At 44.3% G+C, this 20,460-nt stretch carries 14 protein-coding genes; 11 read left to right on the top strand and 3 right to left on the bottom strand.

The window, feature by feature from the left end; genetic code table 11:
* The first annotated feature begins 157 nt into the window (after positions 1–157).
* The 4 genes from MKX59_RS22235 (at position 158) to mmsB (ending at position 6,276) form a co-directional block, all read left to right on the top strand.
* Positions 158–1,963, top strand: a complete 1,806-nt coding sequence (locus MKX59_RS22235) for a hypothetical protein (RefSeq protein ID WP_340858950.1) — start codon at positions 158–160, stop codon at positions 1,961–1,963.
* Positions 1,964–2,460: 497 nt separating this feature from the next.
* Complete coding sequence (gene chvE / locus MKX59_RS22230; protein WP_023987349.1) at positions 2,461–3,546, top strand: multiple monosaccharide ABC transporter substrate-binding protein; 1,086 nt, start codon at positions 2,461–2,463, stop codon at positions 3,544–3,546.
* Between the two features lie 32 nt (positions 3,547–3,578).
* A complete protein-coding gene (gene mmsA, locus MKX59_RS22225; RefSeq protein WP_075153860.1) occupies positions 3,579–5,129 on the top strand; it encodes a multiple monosaccharide ABC transporter ATP-binding protein in 1,551 nt (516 codons plus the stop codon).
* Positions 5,113–6,276: a multiple monosaccharide ABC transporter permease gene (mmsB, locus tag MKX59_RS22220; RefSeq protein ID WP_023987351.1), complete on the top strand. Its 1,164-nt coding sequence runs from the start codon at positions 5,113–5,115 to the stop codon at positions 6,274–6,276. The genes mmsA and mmsB overlap by 17 nt, the downstream gene beginning before the upstream one ends.
* Before the next feature lie 119 nt (positions 6,277–6,395).
* Here mmsB and MKX59_RS22215 read toward each other — a convergent pair whose 3' ends face one another.
* Positions 6,396–7,148, bottom strand: coding sequence for an MBL fold metallo-hydrolase (locus tag MKX59_RS22215; RefSeq protein WP_340858949.1), 753 nt, complete (start codon positions 7,146–7,148; stop codon positions 6,396–6,398).
* Positions 7,149–7,306: 158 nt separating this feature from the next.
* Between MKX59_RS22215 and MKX59_RS22210 the strand changes: the two genes are divergently transcribed.
* Positions 7,307–7,732, top strand: a complete 426-nt coding sequence (locus MKX59_RS22210) for an Lrp/AsnC family transcriptional regulator (protein WP_023987353.1) — start codon at positions 7,307–7,309, stop codon at positions 7,730–7,732.
* A 65-nt stretch (positions 7,733–7,797) separates the two neighbouring features.
* Here the strand turns inward: MKX59_RS22210 and MKX59_RS22205 are convergent, their stop codons facing one another.
* Positions 7,798–8,274: a GNAT family N-acetyltransferase gene (locus tag MKX59_RS22205; RefSeq protein ID WP_048481495.1), complete on the bottom strand. Its 477-nt coding sequence runs from the start codon at positions 8,272–8,274 to the stop codon at positions 7,798–7,800.
* A 132-nt stretch (positions 8,275–8,406) separates the two neighbouring features.
* Here MKX59_RS22205 and MKX59_RS22200 point away from each other — a divergent pair, with 132 nt between their 5' ends.
* Positions 8,407–9,321, top strand: a complete 915-nt coding sequence (locus MKX59_RS22200; protein WP_069081212.1) for an EcsC family protein — start codon at positions 8,407–8,409, stop codon at positions 9,319–9,321.
* A 103-nt stretch (positions 9,322–9,424) separates the two neighbouring features.
* Here the strand turns inward: MKX59_RS22200 and MKX59_RS22195 are convergent, their stop codons facing one another.
* Positions 9,425–10,693: an MFS transporter gene (locus tag MKX59_RS22195; RefSeq protein WP_076264423.1), complete on the bottom strand. Its 1,269-nt coding sequence runs from the start codon at positions 10,691–10,693 to the stop codon at positions 9,425–9,427.
* 355 nt (positions 10,694–11,048) lie between these two features.
* On the opposite strand from MKX59_RS22195, the gene MKX59_RS22190 reads away from it, so the two are divergent.
* From MKX59_RS22190 to MKX59_RS22170, 5 genes are all read left to right on the top strand, one after another.
* Positions 11,049–13,040 (top strand): copper amine oxidase N-terminal domain-containing protein, encoded by a 1,992-nt coding sequence (locus MKX59_RS22190; RefSeq protein WP_340858948.1) that lies wholly within the window; start codon positions 11,049–11,051, stop codon positions 13,038–13,040.
* 210 nt (positions 13,041–13,250) lie between these two features.
* Positions 13,251–15,020 (top strand): acid phosphatase, encoded by a 1,770-nt coding sequence (locus tag MKX59_RS22185; RefSeq protein WP_340858947.1) that lies wholly within the window; start codon positions 13,251–13,253, stop codon positions 15,018–15,020.
* A 269-nt stretch (positions 15,021–15,289) separates the two neighbouring features.
* Positions 15,290–16,696 (top strand): sucrose-specific PTS transporter subunit IIBC, encoded by a 1,407-nt coding sequence (locus MKX59_RS22180; protein WP_023987359.1) that lies wholly within the window; start codon positions 15,290–15,292, stop codon positions 16,694–16,696.
* Between the two features lie 18 nt (positions 16,697–16,714).
* Entirely contained in the window at positions 16,715–18,970 is a 2,256-nt protein-coding gene (bglX, locus tag MKX59_RS22175; protein WP_340858946.1) for a beta-glucosidase BglX, read from the top strand.
* Entirely contained in the window at positions 18,963–20,342 is a 1,380-nt protein-coding gene (locus tag MKX59_RS22170) for a glycoside hydrolase family 32 protein (RefSeq protein WP_028543155.1), read from the top strand. Before bglX ends, MKX59_RS22170 begins: the two co-directional genes overlap by 8 nt.
* The last annotated feature ends 118 nt before the right edge of the window (positions 20,343–20,460 follow it).

Below are 20,460 nucleotides of genomic sequence, written 5' to 3'. Positions count from 1 at the left end.
ACCGTATTTGCTGCAACACGCACATCACAAATGCTTCTCTTGGTCAGAAGACACTTTTGACGAAATTAAGAGCTTGACAATAGAATCTTATTAAACTAATAGAATTAAAAACATCTCTGGTTTACAGGTCAACTAAGTTTATAAGGTGGTAAATTATATGCACGAAGCTAATCCAGATGATCCAGCAGTAAGATATGCGATTTATAAAGCATACGGAGAAAAATGTTTTTATCTGGATCGACCTTTAGATAAAAATTTTTATACACTGGATCATATCATTCCAGAAAAATACAAAAAACAACCGGAAGCGTTGGCCCAATACCTAGGAGAATTAGGATACACAGAAACTTTTCATGTTAATAGTTTAGAAAACTTGGTACCAGCTGAGCGTTTATTCAACACTAGAGTTAAAAGAGATGATTTATTACCACCTGTTGTTGCTTGGCCATATCTAAAGAGAGCAGAAAGTAAAATCCCCTATATTCTAAAAGAAATAGATAAATTCAACAAGAAAAAAGATGAAGAAAAGGCTTTATTGGAATTGCTTGCACATGCAAACGAGAATAGTAACCGTGAACAATATGCAAAACAGGTGTTTGATTTAATAACTGAAGAAGATTCGTATTTTGAAGGAGGAAAACAGGTAGTAAGGTATGGGGAAGATGCATTTATATACAAGAACGCTACTCCAAATGTCCATATTTATTCTTTGATGCCAACACTAAAACAAATTGATGGCACTTGTTTAATCACATTCAAAAGTTTAAAAATTCGAGATTGCATGATCACATTTAGTCACAATCAGATTATCAATATACTATTTCAAGGATTGCATACGAATATTTCTTTAGGAATGAGAAGGTTTATAGTTGGAATTCAAAATGAGATGGTATGTCTTCAATTTCCCAATAATCGTTTCTTTATTTCAATTGATGAGGTTCAACAATTATGCAACCTGATTGATGATTTTGTTTTGGATTATATTAATGCCTTACAAAGACTTGAGATTATGCTTGGAATAACAACTTTTGAGAAAGCAAAATATTGGTCAAAAGGGTACCGTTTGATGAAAGTCGATCATGCTTTATGGAATAATCTATTGCGATTTAGTAACGAATTTGATTATCTGAATGGTGACACGGGATGGCATATTTTTAATAGGAATAATATGTTTATACAAGTTCAAATCCAAAAGCAACATCTGAAAAAAAACATAGATCTGCATTTGCGTCTCGTTGCGGAACGGTGTGATGATAAGCTGGTCCCTTTTAATCAAGGCAACAGTAAAGTATGGATTGTATGGGATATTGGACATTTTGAAAATGATCCGGATCTTATACAGCGGAATGGATATTGGGATGCGGTAACTGCTTTTGAATGGCTTGCAGATAAATTTATTCCTTATGTCATTGCACATTATAATTATAAATTTGTAAAGAGGAACAAATGGAGTTTAAAGAAGCCTTCATTCGAAGACTACAAGACTTCGCTAAACAAGGAGTATTTGTTTTATCCAAGTAGCTTGGAGTTGAATAATGATCACATATCTGGGGTTAGTGATCTTATACAAGTGTTAAAAAGTATGCAATCTTATCTTTCAAATTCGAATTCATTTTTTTTAAATAACTCAGAGATAGGGCAAATATATGATTCGATAAGTATTTGTTTAAAAAGGATTCCTTTGAAAGATTATAGTTATGAATACATTTCAAGAGAACTTGGATGCCGTCATTTAAAAGAACGTGAAGACATAATTATGTTCATCGATCAATGTGAACATACAGATAAAAAAATGACTAATCGTTCGCTCCAATTATTGTTTGGATGCATTGTAGAGGGTCTAGAACAGGATTTTGGAAAGTATCTTACTCAACTTGATCTCCAAAAAATAGTAAAAGATATAAAACCCGTAAAAGAAAAAATAGAAATTCAAATGCTATTCGATAGATGGGTGTCAGAATAACTACACGCACATAATCCGGTGAACTGTTTCCTTGATCGAAAAAAGATTTTTGCCAATGTGAAACAGGAGAAATAAACATGTCTTCTTATCTGTTGGATATAGCTATTTATTGACCCACACGTACATGTCATTGATGAATTGTCAATAAAAGTGTGAACTCTTTAGATAGCCAATTTAATGATTCAACAAATTGAGACTTTGCCAATCGTAAGAAAGGCTAAGTCTTTTTTTCTTTTTCAAAATAAATGAGTGATCTTCTGATAATCTTCATCTCCCTCAAATCCAATCTCTCCTCCCCCATCACAAAGGTTAAAATTTTATAAAAAAAGTTCAAAACCAGCAAAGACCTTTCCCGGCCTGGAATGATACCATGTGTTTGCACATAAAAAAAGGAGAGGTACTCGTTGCCTCACTTATGTAAGCGCTATCTCGTTTCAACTCTAATCAGCACTTACCTTCAAATTGACCCGCATCACATGAGGAAAGGGGAACTTCATATGAAAAAAGGAGCTGTTGTCGTATGGCTTCTGGTTTTGGCCCTGATGCTTTCGGCTTGCAATCTGGCGGAGAGTGGAACGGGCAGCAAGGAAAAAGGCTATGTGGGCATTTCCATGCCGACCAAATCGTCCGAGCGTTGGGTAGGGGACGGAGAGAATATGGTCCGGTTGTTTCAGGAGCAAGGCTATAAAACGGATTTACAGTACGCCGAGGACGTGGTGGAAAACCAAATCTCCCAAATCGAAAATATGATCACTAAGGGTGTCAATGTTATGGTGATCGCTTCGGTCGACGGAAACACGCTGACGGATGTGATTCAGAAGGCGCACGACCGAGGCATTCAGGTCATTTCTTACGACCGTCTGATTCGCAACACACCGTATCTGACGTATTATGCGACCTTCGATAACTTTAAGGTGGGCGTGCTACAGGCGGCATATATTGAGAAAAAGTTGGGACTCAAGGAAGGCAAAGGCCCTTTCAATATCGAGCTGTTCGGTGGTTCACCGGATGACAATAACGCTTATTTCTTCTTTAATGGCGCGATGTCCGTACTGAAACCGTACGTGGATTCCGGCAAACTGGTCGTGCGCAGCAAGCAGATGACGATGGCGCAGATCGCTACACTACGGTGGGACGGAGCATTGGCCCAGTCGAGAATGGATAACCTGCTGAGTGCGTACTATTCGGGGGCTAATCTGGACGCGGTACTATCCCCTTATGATGGAATTAGTATCGGTATCATTTCATCCCTAAAAGGGGTCGGATATGGATCAGCGAACAAGCCGCTGCCGATCATTACAGGGCAGGATGCGGAGCTGGCTTCCATCAAGTCGATTGTGGCTGGGGAGCAGACGCAAACTGTATTTAAGGATACTCGCAAGCTGGCTGAGCAAACGGTCGTGATGGCCAACAGTATCTTACAGGGCAAACAAGCGAAAGTGAATGACACCGAATCCTATAACAACGGTAAAAAGATCATCCCTGCCTACTTGCTTGATCCAATCTCGGTGGATCGGACGAATGTGGAAAAGGATATTGTCGGCAGTCACTATTACACCAAGGAGCAAATCGGACTGAAATAAGAGCAGGAATCCAACCGAAAGGAGCGTATCCCATGACTGGAATCATTTTGGAAATGAAGGGAATTACCAAAACCTTTCCCGGCGTGAAGGCATTGGAAAATGTAAATCTCAAGGTCAAGGAAGGCGAAATCCATTCCTTGTGCGGTGAGAACGGTGCAGGCAAATCGACGCTGATGAAGGTACTGAGCGGTGTATATCCGCATGGAACCTATGAAGGGGATATTGTTTTCCAGGGCAAAACGTGTGAGTTCAAGGATATCAAGCAGAGCGAGGAATTGGGCATTGTCATTATCCATCAGGAGCTGGCGCTGATCCCGTATCTCTCGATTGCGGAAAATATTTATTTGGGCAACGAACGCGCCAGTGGCGGCGTGATTGATTGGAAAGAGACTTTTGTAGGGACACGCGAGCTGCTGTCCAAGGTCGGTTTGAGTGAAAATCCCAATACATTAGTTACGAACATCGGGGTCGGAAAGCAACAACTAGTTGAAATTGCGAAAGCGCTCTCAAAAAAGGTGAAGCTGCTTATTCTCGATGAACCGACAGCGGCGTTGAATGAGGATGATAGTGAAAATCTGCTTAATTTGATGCTGGAATTTAAAAAACAGGGCATTTCCTGCATTCTTATCTCCCACAAGCTGAATGAAGTCGCAAAGGTGTCGGATTCAATTACGATTTTGCGGGACGGAAAGACGATTGAGACACTGGATATGAAAAAGGATGAGGTCACGGAGGATCGGATCATTAGCGGCATGGTTGGACGTGATCTGACCAGCCGTTATCCAGAGCGTCATGCCAAGATTGGCAAAGTCGTTTTGGAAGTGAAGGATTGGACGGTGTATCACGAGCACCATGCAGACCGCAAGGTGCTGGATCAGGTGAATTTGAACATTCGGCGTGGTGAAATTGTCGGTATTGCCGGGCTGATGGGAGCGGGACGGACCGAGCTGGCGATGAGCATTTTTGGCAAGTCGTATGGACGCAACATTTCCGGTCAGCTGATTAAAGACGGCAAGACGATCCAGAACAACACGGTTACGGACGCCATCAACAACGGCTTTGCCTATGTGACAGAGGATCGCAAGGAGTATGGCCTCATTCTGATGGATGATATCAAGCGTAATATTTCGCTGACTGGTCTGAACAAGCTGACGAAGGGTGCTGTCGTCAATGAGCAGGAGGAAGTCGTTATTGCAGAGGAAATGAAAAAAAGCATGAACATTAAAGCGCCGAGCATTTTACAGAAAACGGGTAATTTGAGTGGCGGCAATCAGCAGAAGGTGGTGCTGAGCAAATGGATTTTTGCCGGGCCGGATATTCTGATTCTGGATGAGCCGACACGCGGCATTGATGTGGGCGCCAAATATGAAATTTATACGATTATTCATCGACTTGCCGCTGAAGGCAAGGGAGTGCTGGTCATTTCGTCCGAGCTACCAGAGGTACTAGGCTTATGTGACCGGATTTATGTCATGAATGCTGGGCGGATCACTGGAGAGGTTAGCCGTGAGGACGCGTCGCAGGAAACGTTGATGAGATATATGACCAAGTCAGGAGGCGTGAAGCATGGAAACCATAACTAAACTATTTAAAAATAACATTCGCCAATATGGCATGATGATTGCGCTGGTCGTCATTATGATTTTGTTCGAGGTGCTGACGGGCGGCCTGCTGTTGAAGCCGATTAATATTACAAATCTGATTCTGCAAAACAGCTATATTCTCGTGCTGGCCATCGGGATGGTGCTGGTCATAATCACTGGACATATTGATTTGTCCGTCGGCTCCATAGCTGCTTTTGTTGGTGCGGTTGCCGCCATAATGATGGTCGATTGGCAGCTTCCAGCATGGATCGCTGTGATTGCATCTTTGCTGGTCGGGGCGTTAATCGGCGCATGGCAAGGGTTCTGGGTCGCTTATGTGAGGATTCCGGCATTTATCGTTACATTGGCGGGAATGCTGCTCTTTCGCGGATTGACCATGATCGTGCTGGAAGGCCAATCTATCTCTCCATTTCCGGGGGGATTCCAGAAAATCAGTTCAGGCTTCCTGCCGGATTTTTCATCTACCGGGTATAACCTGGTATCCATCATTGTCGGCATTGCACTCACGGTATGGTTTATCGTGAACGAACTTCGCGAACGTCGTTCGCAGCTTAAATATGGATTCGAGGTTCCGTCACAGACATTATTTGTACTCAAGTTGATTGTGGTGGCTGCGGTTATCAATCTGTTCACCTTCATGCTCGCGAGCTACGCGGGGATACCTAACATTCTTGTACTGCTGTTCATACTGATCGTTGTATACTCCTTCGTCATGAACCGCACGATTATGGGCCGTCATGTGTATGCGTTGGGTGGAAATGAAAAGGCAGCGGGTCTGTCCGGTGTCAAAACGAAAAAAGTAACGTTCTGGGTATTCGTCAACATGGGCGTGCTGGCCGCCATTTCCGGTCTGATCTTTGCTGCACGTCTGAACGCGGCTACGCCGAGAGCAGGTACGAACTTTGAGCTGGATGCCATCGCAGCTTGCTTTATCGGCGGTGCTTCGGCATCCGGCGGGATCGGAACCGTTTTTGGAGCCATTATCGGTGGTTTGGTCATGGGCGTACTGAATAACGGCATGTCTCTGATTGGTCTGGGTATTGACTGGCAGCAAGGTATCAAGGGCTTGGTGCTGCTGCTGGCAGTTGCCTTCGATATTTACAACAAAAACAAAAGATCAGCTTAAGCTCAGATTCGATATCGTAAAACAAGACACTTCCAGCCCCACTTGAAATGTGGATGCTGGAGGTGTCTTGTTTGTTTGGCCTGGAATGTAGGAACCGTCATCAGATGCCAGAACACATATTATCCCGAAACCGTTGCTCCATCTGCCGGAATATGGACGCGTCCCTCCAAACCTTCACGGTTGATGTGTTCCGTAAGCTCGGAGCGAGTTAGTAGACAATGGTTGATTGCCTCCATGTGGACAGCCACGATTTGTGTATAAGTGGCATACTGCGCAACAGCTGTTACATCTTGGGCAGTCATAATAATAGGATCACCTACCGTAAACCGTGCTCCTCCAGCGTTCACAATTGTCCACTCAGGACGGTATTTATCCAGTGTTTCCGCGACTTCACTGCACCAGATCGTATCCCCAGCCAAATAGACGACAGGTTCACCTGGAGCCTGAAACACAAAGCCGGATACGGGTCCCATCTGTTCCCCGATTTCTCCAGTGCCGTGATGCCCGGCTGTACGGATAATCTCAATTTCTCCCACAGAACCAGCTACCCAAATCGGAGTAACCTGTGTAAAACCGTCAGCAGCGATCTGTTCTTCATTTCCGGGCTGGCAGAAGACGGGAATTTGTTTGTCCAACCAGCGTACTGCTGCCGGGTCCCAATGATCCGGATGTAAATGTGTGACGATCACAACGTCAGGCTGTCCGAGTGCCTGCCATTGCGGCGGCAAGGGAACCAGCGGATTACGGCGGGCATTTTCCGTATTGGGAACTGGCGGATTTGCGCCAGCATCGCTTAACATCGGATCAATCAGAAATTTTACTCCAGCGTATTCCAACCATAAGGTTGCGTTGCGGATTAGTGTGATTTTCATATATGGAAGCTCCTTTGGTAGTGAATGTTTTTGGACCGAGTATATTTTCGGTGGTTCTTTGTTTCTGTTACAATCATATCTGACGCAAGGAGCTACAGGCTACAGCCTGCTGAAAGGAAAACCAGCATACTCGTTTCATCATGAAAGGAAAAATAACTATGGAACTATTCGTACCTGATGACACCGATCTGCGCATTCTTCATCATTTAATTGAAGACAGCTCTTTATCGAACAAGGAGATCGGCCAGCTTGTTCATTTGACAGGCCAAGCCGTAGGGGCACGTGTTCGAAAAATGCAGGATGCGGGCATTATCGAGGGCTATACGCTGCGCTGGAACCCTGAAAAAATTGGCCAGACGATTCATGCCTTTATTACGGTTTTTTTGAATTCAGGAACGACTCACAGTGCTTTCCAGGCTTTTGCACGGGAGCATCCCTATATTGTCGAAATCCATCGGGTGAGTGGGGAAGGCTGTTATTGGATGCGCTTGCGCATGTCATCACAGGCAGAGTTAAATACCATGCTGGATGAGCTTACGAAGTTTGGTAATTACAAATTGAGTTTTTCCATTGGTGAGATTTAACGATAAAAGCTTTCGGCGTTTGTGCCGAAAGCTTTTTTATTTGGGCGAAGGCTATGAGCTCAACGTTATAGGCTCATTTTAAAAATATGCTGCAAGCCGTGTTGTCCCATTTTAGTGTTGCCTTCATCGATAAAGCCGCATTTGCGATACAGATTTTGGGCAGGCAGATTACGGGCATTGACGCCCAGTACAATCTCGCGAATATGTGGGAAGTGTCTGGCGATGAACTGTGGTAGTAAAAGCAGCCCTTTTTTAGCGAATCCTTGTCCCTGATCTGCGTAATGAATAGAGAACGCGCGCAGCAGCAGTGCCTCAGCAGTATTCGTATAGTCCGCTAATTCTTCCCCATCGTATAAAATGAAAAATCCAACGGGTCTTCTAGTAGCCGTAATCACGACAGGATGGCGGTGCGGATCTTCCTTGGCCAGTGTCAGCATTTCATCCGGCATTCCAGTAAACTGCTTCTGCTCCTCAGGTAAGTAGAAGGTATGTAAAATGGCATCATGCCCACAATGGTAAGGGACAAGCTCTACATTATTCATCATTACACTCCGATCTGTACGGATTTTAACTTTCTATATCATCTAGTTTGCTAAAAAAAGAAACCTGAACTCGCCTTGCTTACGTATTACCCATACATAAACTAGCATAGTCAAAAGGAGACGTCTACGGTTATGAAGCAACTTGCAGAATATCGGGAAAGCCAGGACGTATTGCGTCATGAGCTGAAGAATATTGAAAAATGGGAAAAGGAACAGAAGGACATTTTTTTCTGGGAAAAAATCGGCAGATGGCCTTTTATGCTGCTGGATCGGCTGACGCCCAAAATCATTAAAGACAAGCTAGAGCAACTGCTTAATGAGATGGGCAGCTTCATTCAGAACGGCGGCAAATATTTGGTGAAGGAAGAAACGGTTCTGAACAGGCTGAAAAAGACGGCCCATGAACATGTAATTCAGCAAAATGGCACAGATTCCGTGTCGGATACGCAGGACCTGCCTCGTGCCGGGGAAAACGCTGATTCGGAACATAGTGCCGAACCTAGGTGGGAGTTGAAGCAGGCGGCTGAGCTCCCGCTAACAATCATGGATCGGACTGCCGACGAGATGACGGCGGGTCGCATTACCTTTGCCACCGCTCAGGGAGCAACAACGGGGATTGGGGGTGTGTTTACGATTGCGGCGGATATTCCTCTTTTGCTCGGCTTGTCACTCAAAGTGCTTCAGGAAATAGCCTTGTGTTATGGCTTTAATCCCCATGATAAGCAGGAACGCATTTTTATTATTAAATGTATGCAATTTGCTTCATCTGATATTGTGGGTAAAAAGGCTGTTTTAGAGGAGCTGGCTTTGTTTGATGATCCTTCACGTCAGGCACAGGTTTTTTCCCAGATGCAGGGATGGAGAGAGGTCATTAACACCTATCGTGATCAGTTTGGATGGAAAAAGCTGCTTCAAATGGTCCCGATTGCGGGCATTTTGTTCGGCTCCATCGCGAATCGAAGCGCTATTAGTGACGTAGCAGAAGCAGGGAAAATGTTGTATCGGAAGCGTCGTATTTTGATGCGTTTGGCAGAAGTAGAGAACTGATTGCAACACTTAGGCGTAAAAGGGGATATTTTTTTCGTGAGGAAACACGTGAGTTGGCTATAAAGTTGTGCAGCGGCCAAGATGGCCGCCACACGTTTGCCTGTTACACTTCGGCTCCATTTTCTTCCGCCCAGCGGTTCAGGGTTTTATCTGTAGGAAGCAGGAAGGTTAAGATGCCGAGCAGTGGCAAAAAGCCGCACAGGAACATGATGTGAGTGATGCCTACCTTGTCGATCCAGTTGCCGAGCACGAGTGCGCCCACACCCCCAAGGCCAAAAGCGAGGCCCGTAATGAGACCGGACACGGTTCCGATTTTGCCGGGCACAAGCATCTGTGCATATACGACTGTGACCGAAAAGCTAGACAGCATAATAAACCCGATAATTGCCAGCAGGATCGCCGTCCAGAATTGGTTGGCATAAGGTAGTGCCAGCGCGAGTGGTGCAGCTAATACCATGGACAGAAAAATCATGTTGCGTTTACCAAAACGGTCCGCGAGAGGACCGCCAAAGAAGGTGCCCAGCGCTCCAGCCCCGAGGAACAGGAAAATGTAGAGCTGTGCATCAGCCAATGGCATTTTAAATACTTCCATCAGGTAAAACGAATAGTAGCTTCCGACCGAGGTTGAGTACCACGAACGGACGAATACCAGTAGAATGAGGACAATCATGGCAAACATAACGCGGTTACGCACTTCGGGCTTCATGCGGCGTGCCACCGCTTTTTTGCGTGCAATGCCTTCTGTACGCAGGACGTTACCGTACCAGCGGGCGATGAACGATTGCACCACAATTCCCGCTGCTGCAATACCTGTGAACCAGATCGCACCGAATTGTCCTAACGGGATAAAAATCCAGCTCGTGAGCATCGGCGCCAGCGATTGGCCCGCATTGCCGCCAACTTGAAAAATGGATTGTGCCAATCCCCGGCGTGATCCTGCCGCCATATGGGATACGCGCGAGCCTTCAGGGTGAAAGGCAGCCGAGCCCAGACCCACAAAGATGACTGCGATCAGCACCGCTTTATAATCGGCAGCATAGGCGAGCAGCAGCATGCCAGTCAGCGTAAAGCCCATACCGATGGGAAGAATAGCTGGCGTAGGTCGTTTGTCCGAAAACAAGCCAATCACGGGCTGCATGATTGAAGCTGTAAAATTGATCGCGAATGAAATCCAGCCGATCTGCGTGTAGCTCAGGCTCATAGATTCCTTTAAGATCGGAAAGATCGCTGGAATGACCGATTGAATCGAGTCATTGAACAGATGGACGAAACTGATCGCAATCAGAATCGCAAAAACGGTGCTTTTCGCTTGCGGCCCCGGGAGGGGAAGCGATTGGCCCGTTTCATTTTTTGTAGCAGATTTACTAGTCATGGCAACCTCCGAATATGTATGTATATTTTAAGATATAGGAAGCGATCCGTTTGCAGCAAATGGCTGAAAGTGGGATAAAGTCCCCCTTTACTCATCGCTGCTTGCCCATTCTGCTGGATACTCTTTATTACTCGATTTAGTTGGTTTCTAAAATGGTACATCGAAATTCAAACGTTTATCATCCTCAAAACCGATATATATGTGAGTATTTTGCATAAGTCCCAAGAGCGCTTTTCAAATCAGCAAAATAGAGATCGAAGTGATCCAGTTCGTCTATATATTATATTTTTGAGCTTTGGGAATGGAATTATGCAAAATACTGATATGGAAATATAGATAGAAAAGGGGAACCACGATGAGAAAAGCAGCGAAGATTTTGCTGGCAGTATCCATGGTATGTGGAGCGGTGGTGGGAACTACGTTAAACACTGGAGAAACAGCAGTAGCGGCAAATGTAACGACGAACAACACTTGGAAAAACGCTAAAATTATAGACGTGATCGACCGGAATAACTACATACTGGATGACGGTTCTTTATGGAGAAAGAGTATAGATGGCCCGGTTATTGAGAAATTGAATTTGAAAGGCATTACAGGCAGCAAAAACGAGAGCCAAGGTTATTATGGCTGGACTGAGGACGGGAAGGTAGCCATCTGGGATGATAACTCCGACCCAAAAGTGACGGCTCAATCCTCAGGAGTTAAAGAAATTACAGGTGAGGGTTTGGCTATTAAAACCGATGGGACGATCTCCTGGGGAAGAGAACAGGTTGAGGGAATATTGGATGCTATAGATGGTGATAAGGTAAGTACCTATTTTACGGTTCTTACTCGATCCGGTGATGTATGGTATTCCACAGGGTACGCAGAATCTAAGCCCCGCAAGATAGGTCATGTAGATGGTGCGCTTGATATCAAAATGAGTACGGCGTATGCTGCAGTACTTAAGGAAGATGGCCATGTCACGATGCTGGATATGCTGACCAATGAACCACCGCGCGAAGTGGGAAGTGATATTGCTTCAATTTTATGGAAAAAAGGTACACATGTCTTGATTACTGTACATCATGACGGGACTGTATGGAGCTATGACCGAATGAAGAAATATCCAGCTGTGCAGCTTAGCGGGTTATCTAATGTTGCACGGTTGGTTGATTCGCCTGACGAGCTTTTTGCACAATTAAAGGATGGCTCTTGGGTCGGCTATAAGGATGGGATCACGACTGCGCTGAGCTTGCCTACATTAACGGGTATGTCCTTGTTGACGACCTCCAAAGAGGCTGCCATCGGCGATACGATTCAATTAAATGTACAAGAGACGTATTCGAACGGTTATCGACTAACACGTCATCCCGAAGCTAGTGAGATTGAAGTAGAGAAACCGCAGGTTGCCGAGCTACAGCAGAATGGTTCGGGTATACTCAAAGTAAGGGGCATTGGAAGCACATCCGTAGCTCTGCAGACCGAAGGAATACCATCTTCTTTTACACTAAAGGTATCGTCCGATCAAACCTTGACCGGGGCGGCTATACTGAACGGCAATGTGTATTTACCTGTGCAGTCTGTGTTCAAGACGCTGGGTGGATCTGTTACCGTGGCGAACCAGACCTTTACGATCAAGCTGGGTAAAAACAATATCGTACTCCAAAAAGGGAGTTCCACCGCGATGGTGAATGGTAAACCTGTTGCACTGAAGGGCAAGGTTCAAACGGTTAACGGACAGGTTGTATTCCCGGGAACATTACTGACCGATCTGAAGTTGGGCGGATTCAAATGGAATCGTGACCGCCAGCAAGGAGAATTATCTGTGGGCGCTACCAAGCTGGTCATTGAGACGCCGGAAACGGCAAAAATTATCAGAGCCATTGATCTGGGCAGTCTGTCCAAATTAATTGGCAAAACCTATTGGGTCAATAACTTCTATAGCGCTGGAGATCGATTTGGCAAGGTAACAGTTAAAGATATCGAAGTCAGCACGGACCCGAACGGTGTTAAATCTTACGAAGTTATTTTCCAGGGGGCCAATGGCGAAACTTATGACACGTTTTCCATCATCGGAGCTTCACGCATTCCACAAATGCTGTCTGATTCCGATCAATTTCTGACTTACGATCCGTACAAGAAATACCAATGGTCGCAAGCCATCTGGAACAAGATTAAAAATAATGAGGTAAGCTTAGGCATGAATACGACGCAGGTGCAGTTCGCATGGGGAAACCCAACAGTCAGAGAAAAGGGGGCTGCTTCAAACGGAACTCAAGTCGAAGCCTGGGTATACGGCAACCGTAGTCTTTATTTCAAGGCGGTAGCTTTCGTGAATGGCAAAGTCATAGAAGTATGGCTGTAGGGTAGCTGGTTTTTCTATAACGCTTTGAACGAGGTGTCTCCAGAGTCGTATATACGGCTCTTGGGATGCCTTTTTTTCATTTAACAAAACTAAGCTCTTTATTTAACAAACTTAAGATATGATTCTTTATATCATACATCTTGTTATTTAGATAATAGCTCCGTAGAGAAAGTACGAAGAGCACAAGAGAAGAGAGGATCTGATTTGAGAATGAAATCGCTAAGGAAACCATTATCAGTTGCATTACTATCTTTACCATTACTTCTAGGTTCCCTGGGTGGAAGTTATGCGAGTGCGGCAACCCTACCAACAACGGTAACTCCAACAGAACCATCGTGGGGATATTTCGTAGATCATTATAAAAATAATAGTTCTGCCAATAAGACGGAAAGCTCTAATCCGACCCTCGGGTTGCTCTCCGAATTTAATAAGCTTTGGACTCCCGGCGCTACCTGGGATACAGGTACCAAGCTAAACAGCAGCGTGCTGGACGCCAATATTCAAAAAGTGATTGATATAGCTGCCCGTCGCACTTCCAGTGAGGCCGATGCGGCTTATTTGGATGATCTCAGAAACCAGAGCTACAGTGTGATCGACGGTCTGGGTTCGCTCACTGATGTATATCGAAAGAATGCAGGTGCCACGACAACGATCAACGACATTCCGGCAGATGCCCTGACTAAGAAATACGAAGATGAGGGAACGAATGCAGGGAGTACAAGCTCCAATCTCGGCAACATTGTAAATCTGGTAAATACCTTGCGCGGGGAATACTCTACGACGAACCCGGCTAAGTCTTACTTTAGCTATCCTCGTCCGTTTCGCTGGAGCGATAACTCAGTGGTTGTTCCGAGCCTTATTCCTGCTCTCAAAGCTGATGCTACTAGCGATGGCGGCTTTCCTAGCGGTCATACCAATGCTGCGTATCTCAGTTCTATTGCTATGGCCTATGCCGTGCCGGAGCGTTATCAGGAACTGCTGACACGAGCTTCGGAGCTGGGCAATAACCGTGTTGTTGCCGGTATGCACTCCCCGCTTGATGTTATGGGAGGACGTGTCATGGCAACGGCGATGGCTGCTGCTATCCTGTCTGATCCGGCCAATAGCAGTTTGAAGAAAGCGGCTTATCAGGATGCTCGTAAACAACTGCTGTCTCAGAAAGGCACAGCTCCAGATCGATTCAGCAATTATGCCACAAACAAAAAAAATTATAATCAACGATTAACATACGGATTCAGTCAGGTTAATCCAACTACGACGCCAATGACAGTGCCTAAGGGAGCTGAGGTACTGTTGGAGACACGCTTGCCTTACCTGGATAGCACACAACGTCGTTGGGTTTTGGCTACTACAGGGATTCCTTCCGGCTATCCTGTACTTGATGATGCTGAGGGATGGGGACGATTGAACCTGTTTTCCGCCGCGGATGGCTACGGTGCTTTCACCAATAATGTTGCGGTAAATATGGACGCTTCCAAAGGCGGTTTCAATGCACTGGATCGCTGGCGCAACAATATCTCCGGCGTTGGAAAGCTGACTAAAAAGGGAACAGGTACGTTGAAGCTAATGGGCAACAATACGTATTCCGGCGGTACACAGATCGAACAAGGTACTCTGGAGGGAACTTCGGAAACGGCTTTCGGAAGTGGTGGAATTACGAATAACGGGGGAACTCTGCTTAAAAATGCTTCTGGAAAGCTGATTATTGGCGGAAATTACAGACAATCTGCCAAGGGAACACTTGAGCTTAACCTGCGCAGTAAAAATGATGTGCTCAAAATGAAGGGAACAGCCATACTCAACGGAAAATTACGTCTGAATTTTTCTAACAAATATGTACCGGCTAATGGTGCTACGATCTTAACTTATGGTAAACGGAATGGAGCATTTTCTTCGATTGAAACAGTAGGTTTACCAAGCAATTATAAAGTGAAGGTTATCTATACAGCTGACAGTGCTCAGTTGAAAGTCACTAAGTAAAACGTAATTAACTCTCTATACAACAATTGAAGTGCACCTTTAAAATACATGGGGATAAACCAGAAGGTTATTCCAGTATGTATTCTAGGGTGCACTTTATTGTTTCATCATAATTAATCAAAAGTATAAAAAGGTCAAAATTTGACCTTAATGTAGTAAAATAATCCCGCTGTTTGAAAGCGCAGTCATGATATTCTTAAGAAGCATATTTGATCAAATTTTCAAATGATTCAGACTAACTAAGAGGAACAGAGGAAAGGAAGAGACTGATGAGTCTTGAAAAGGAATACGTTAAAATAGCCCAAGATGTCATTAAAGGGCTTGGCGGAGAAGACAATATTATTTCCATGGCACATTGTGCCACACGGCTGAGGCTGATTGTAAAAGATAGAGAAATTATTGATGATGAATTTATTGAGAATATTGATAAGGCCAAAGGCGTTTTCTTTACCTCTGGGCAATATCAAATTATTTTTGGAACCGGTACTGTAAATAAAGTATACGATGCCATGGTTGGTCAAAGCATATCTGCTACATCAAAGGCTGATTTGAAAGAAATGGCCTCCACCCAAGATGATAATCGGTTCAAAAGAATGATCCGAGTTTTCGGGGATGTATTTGTTCCGATTATGCCCGCATTGGTAGCTACAGGATTATTCATGGGAGTTAGAGGCTTAGTAACTCAGCCTGCACTGCTCCAGTTATTTGGACTTACGCCTGATCATATTTCTGCGAATTTCATATTGTTTACACAAATATTGACCGATACGGCTTTTGCATTTTTACCCGTGTTGGTATGTTGGTCGGCCTTCCGGGTGTTTGGCGGATCGCCGCTATTGGGGATTTTGATTGGATTAATGTTAGTGAGTCCTTCGTTGCCTACATCCTGGGATGTCGCCCAAAAAGTTCAGGAACCACTAGTGTTTTTCGGATTCATTAAAATTGCAGGCTATCAGGGCTCGGTTCTGCCTGCTTTCATAATAGGTGTCGTGGGGGCGATGCTGGAGAAGAAGATCAGGAAGTCAGTCCCCGATGCATTGGACTTAATTCTAACACCGTTTCTAACATTATTAATAACACTGGTACTGGGATTGTTCGTAATTGGTCCCATTTTTCACGAGGTGGAAGCTTTAATATTAATGGCTGTTACCGCCATTTTGAAATTACCATACGGCATCGGCGGATTTATTTACGGTGGCATCAATCAGATTATTGTAGTTACCGGACTACACCATGCCTTAAACCTGATTGAAATACAGATGTTAGTGGGCAATGGTTGGAATATGGTGAACCCGATCAGTTCGGCGTCGATTTGCGCACAAGCGGGTGCTGCGCTAGCTGTTGGTCTAAAATCCAAAAATGTAAAAACCAAATCCATTGCTTATCCTTCTACCTTGTCAGCGTTGTTGGGCATTACAGAACCCGCTATCTTTGGGGTGAACATTCGATATGGCAAACCGTTCATGATGGGCTTGATTGGAGGAGCGGTTGGTGGTTTCTTCGCACGTATATTTAATATTCAAGCAACGGGGATGTCGATTACAGCCCTACCTGGAATGTTATTGTACCTGAACAATCAGATATTTCTTTACATTTTAGTTTGTGTAATCGGCTTTGCTGTAGCATTTTCGCTAACGTGGATCTTTGGGTTTAAAGAAAAAACAGATAACAAATAAAATGATGTGGGGAGAATCATGGACAACAACACACTACTTAAGAAATTGGACAGCCTTTCAATAGAAGAGAAAATAGGCCAGCTCATCCAACTGACCGGTGATTTTTTTGAAGGGGATATAGACACTGTTGTGACGGGGCCTTTAAAAAAATTAGGGTTAAACGCCGGCTACAATATATATAACACAGGATCGATATTGAACATCACTAACCCAGAAAAAATTATCCAGTTGCAAACGGATTATTTAGAAAAATCGATTCATAAAATTCCGCTGCTGTTCATGGCAGATATTATCTATGGGTATCGAACTATCTTCCCGATTCCGATTGCACAAGCATGTAGTTGGAATTATGAGGGAATAGAACATGCGGGTTCGATTGCTGCCCAGGAATGTTACGACGAAGGTGTTCACGTGACCTTTTCCCCCATGGTAGATATCGTTAGAGATCCCCGTTGGGGGCGGGTGATGGAATCGCCTGGAGAGGATACTTTGCTAGCGAAGAAATACGCTGAAAGCATGGTTCAGGGGATTCAGGGAAGAAGCTTGGAAGGGATCATACCAGCCAATAAAATTGCCGCTTGCGTCAAGCATTTTGCCGCTTATGGGGCACCTGTCGCTGGACGTGAGTATAACGCCGTGGATATGTCGGAGCATACGCTGCGAGAATATTATTTGCCAGGGTATCAAGCTGCAATCGAAGCGGGGGCAAAGCTTGTTATGACGGCCTTTAATACCTTGAACGGCGTCCCTGCGACAGGAAACGAGTGGCTTAACCGCGACGTGCTAAGACAAGAAATGAATTTTAATGGTGTGTTGATCTCGGATTACGCCGCTATAGAAGAACTGATCATGCACGGTTATGCTGAAGACGAGGCTTCAGCCGCAAGGATTGCGTTATTGGCTGGTGTTGATGTGGATATGAAGACAGCGATATATGCCAATCAATTGGAGAAAGTAGTATCGGATAACGAGCATATGCTGGAGCTTTTGAATGAAGCTGTATACCGTGTTTTAAAGCTAAAAAATGATTTGGGGCTTTTTGAGGACCCGTTCCGCGGATTACAGGAAACCGTTCAGCGGTCGAGAAACAGTATTCTGTCAGATGAACATAAAAAAGCCGCGCTGTCCTTGGCCGAAGAATCCGTAGTCTTGCTGAAAAATGAAGATGAACTGCTGCCATTGTCTAAACATACCAAAGTAGCTTTAATCGGTCCTTACGCAGATGAAAACTCTACCCTGGGCATGTGGGCCATTAAGGGGGATGAGGCGGATACCGTCAATTTGAAAATGGGATTATTAAAGCATGTTGATCCCGGCAATCTCTCGGTTTGCAAAGGGGCGTATATGCTCCCCGCTAATGCGAGAGAAGCCCTAGGCAAATATGCGGACAAGCTGGCTGCTGAAACAGTCGATGAGGAGGCCCTACTGCGCGAAGCGATCCGGAATGCTAACGAAGCGGATGTCATTGTCCTCGCCTTGGGAGAAAGTATTTATCAGAGCGGAGAAGGGGGATCGCGAACGAACCCGACGCTTCCTAAGCCGCAAATGAAACTGCTCCATGAATTAAGTTTACTGGGCAAAAAGATGGTTCTGATCGTTTATAGCGGAAGACCTTTGATTCTTACCGAAGTAGCCGGAAAAGTTGATGCTATTGTCCAAGCCTGGTATCCAGGAACGATGGGCGGAGAAGCACTGGCCAATATACTGTATGGGGAAGTCAATCCATCGGGGAAATTAGCCATGACCTTTCCACGAAGCGTTGGACAAATTCCGATATCCTACAATGAGTTGAATACAGGAAGACCAAATTTAAAGGAAAATGGTTCTTATCGGTTTGCATCCCGATATATTGATGAAGTGAATGAACCCTTGTATCCGTTTGGCTATGGTAAATCCTATACCTCATTTGAATACAGCCTATTAACAGTTAGCCAAAAAGAAATGAAAAAAAATGAGTCAGTTGATATCTGTATTTCTGTCACCAACACTGGAATTTATGATGGAAAGGAAACGATCCAATTATATATTCGCGATAAATTTGCAAGTGTTGCAAGACCAGTGAAAGAATTAAAAGACTTTAAAAAAGTTTTTTTGCAAAGTGGCGAGACCCAAAATGTCGAATTTTCAATTCATGAAGAGATGCTTAAATTTTATGATCGTGAAATGCAATACAAAAGTGAACCCGGCGAATTTGATATTTATATCGGGTCAAGCTCGCAGGAAATTTTGCTGAGTTTTAGTTTTGTTTTTTTACCGGAGGATGAGCATGAATAAAAGCGACGCGTATAACCTGAAATATCATATTACTCCTCCTTACGGTTTGCTCAATGACCCTAATGGACTTGCCTATTTCAATCATCAATATCATGTGTTCTATCAGTGGAATCCAAAAGGAACGGAGCATAAAAATAAATGCTGGGGCCATGTTGTTTCTAGCGATCTGGTGCACTGGCAAAGGAAAAGTGTCGCGCTGGAGCCTTCAGAATGGTATGACAAGGATGGCATTTATTCGGGCGGAGGCATTGTTCATAATGAAAAGCTGTATCTGTTTTATACAGGAAATGTAATCCGAGATGATGGAGTAAAAGAAAGCTATCAATGCGCCGCGATTTCGGAGGATGGCGAGTATTTCCAAAAAATAGGTCCCTTGTTTGAGCACCCCAAAGGTTATACCCGGCATGTTCGAGATCCGAAAGTATGGAGAGACCAACACGGGAACTGGTGGTTGATTGTTGGTGCTCAGAGAGAAGATTTGACTGGAGATACGCTTATCTACAAATCTAAAAATTTGTCCGAATGGGAATGCCAAGGATCATTTGTTGATCACGATCATCAATTTGGATATATGTGGGAATGTCCGGATGTACTTCATTTTGCCGAAAATGATGTTTTTATTTTCTCTCCTCAGGGTTTACTGGAGAAAGGCGAATATTATAAAAATCCTAATCAATCGGGTTATATTGTTGGCAAATTATCGGATACAGGCAAATTTAACGGCAACCTTTCCGATTTTAAAGAGCTTGATCGAGGATTTGATTTTTACGCGCCACAATCATTTAAGGTTAATGACAGAACCATTATGTTCGGATGGATGAGCGCCATGAATGAGGAAGCGGAGAGGGCTGTCCCGACCATTCAGGAGGGCTGGATTCATGCATTGACTCTTCCTAGAGAAGTGGTATTGATGAACGGTGTGTTGTACCAGAAACCATTGCCGGAATTACAATTGTTAAGACTGGATGACATGCATTACAAAGGGGAAATTCAAAATAACAGTGAGTGGTTACTGCCTTCTACACAAACGGAGCTCATTGTTCATTTTTCCTTACTCACAGAAAACTTTAAAATGATCATTAGGGATGCTGTGCAATTTGACTATGATTGGGAACAAAATAGTCTGACAGTTTGGAGAACAAACTGGTTGACTGGCGAGAGGGAGTACAGAAAAGCAACATTAAATAATAAGCTTGCAGAAATGCAAATATTCATTGAAAGCTCAAGCTTGGAAATATTTGTTAACGAGGGTGAAGAAGTGTTTTCCCTGCGTTATTTCATAGAAGATGCAGACCAACGCAATGTATTGCTTGAGGCAGGAGACAATGTAGGTGAAGTTAGAATGTATCAGTTGCAGGAATGTGTAGGTTAACATTTTTTTGCTTGCCGAGTTGCAAGTAGGCTAAGGAAGGCTGTTCATTATCCCGTTTACGGGAAGAACTGCCTTCTTTTTTATTTTGGTCCGTTGAATAGATTCTGCTTGTCCGGGC

The organism is Paenibacillus sp. FSL R7-0340 (assembly GCF_038002205.1).
Taxonomy (GTDB): Bacteria; Bacillota; Bacilli; order Paenibacillales; family Paenibacillaceae; genus Paenibacillus; species Paenibacillus polymyxa_B.
This window is presented reverse-complemented; position numbering and strand designations above follow the sequence as displayed.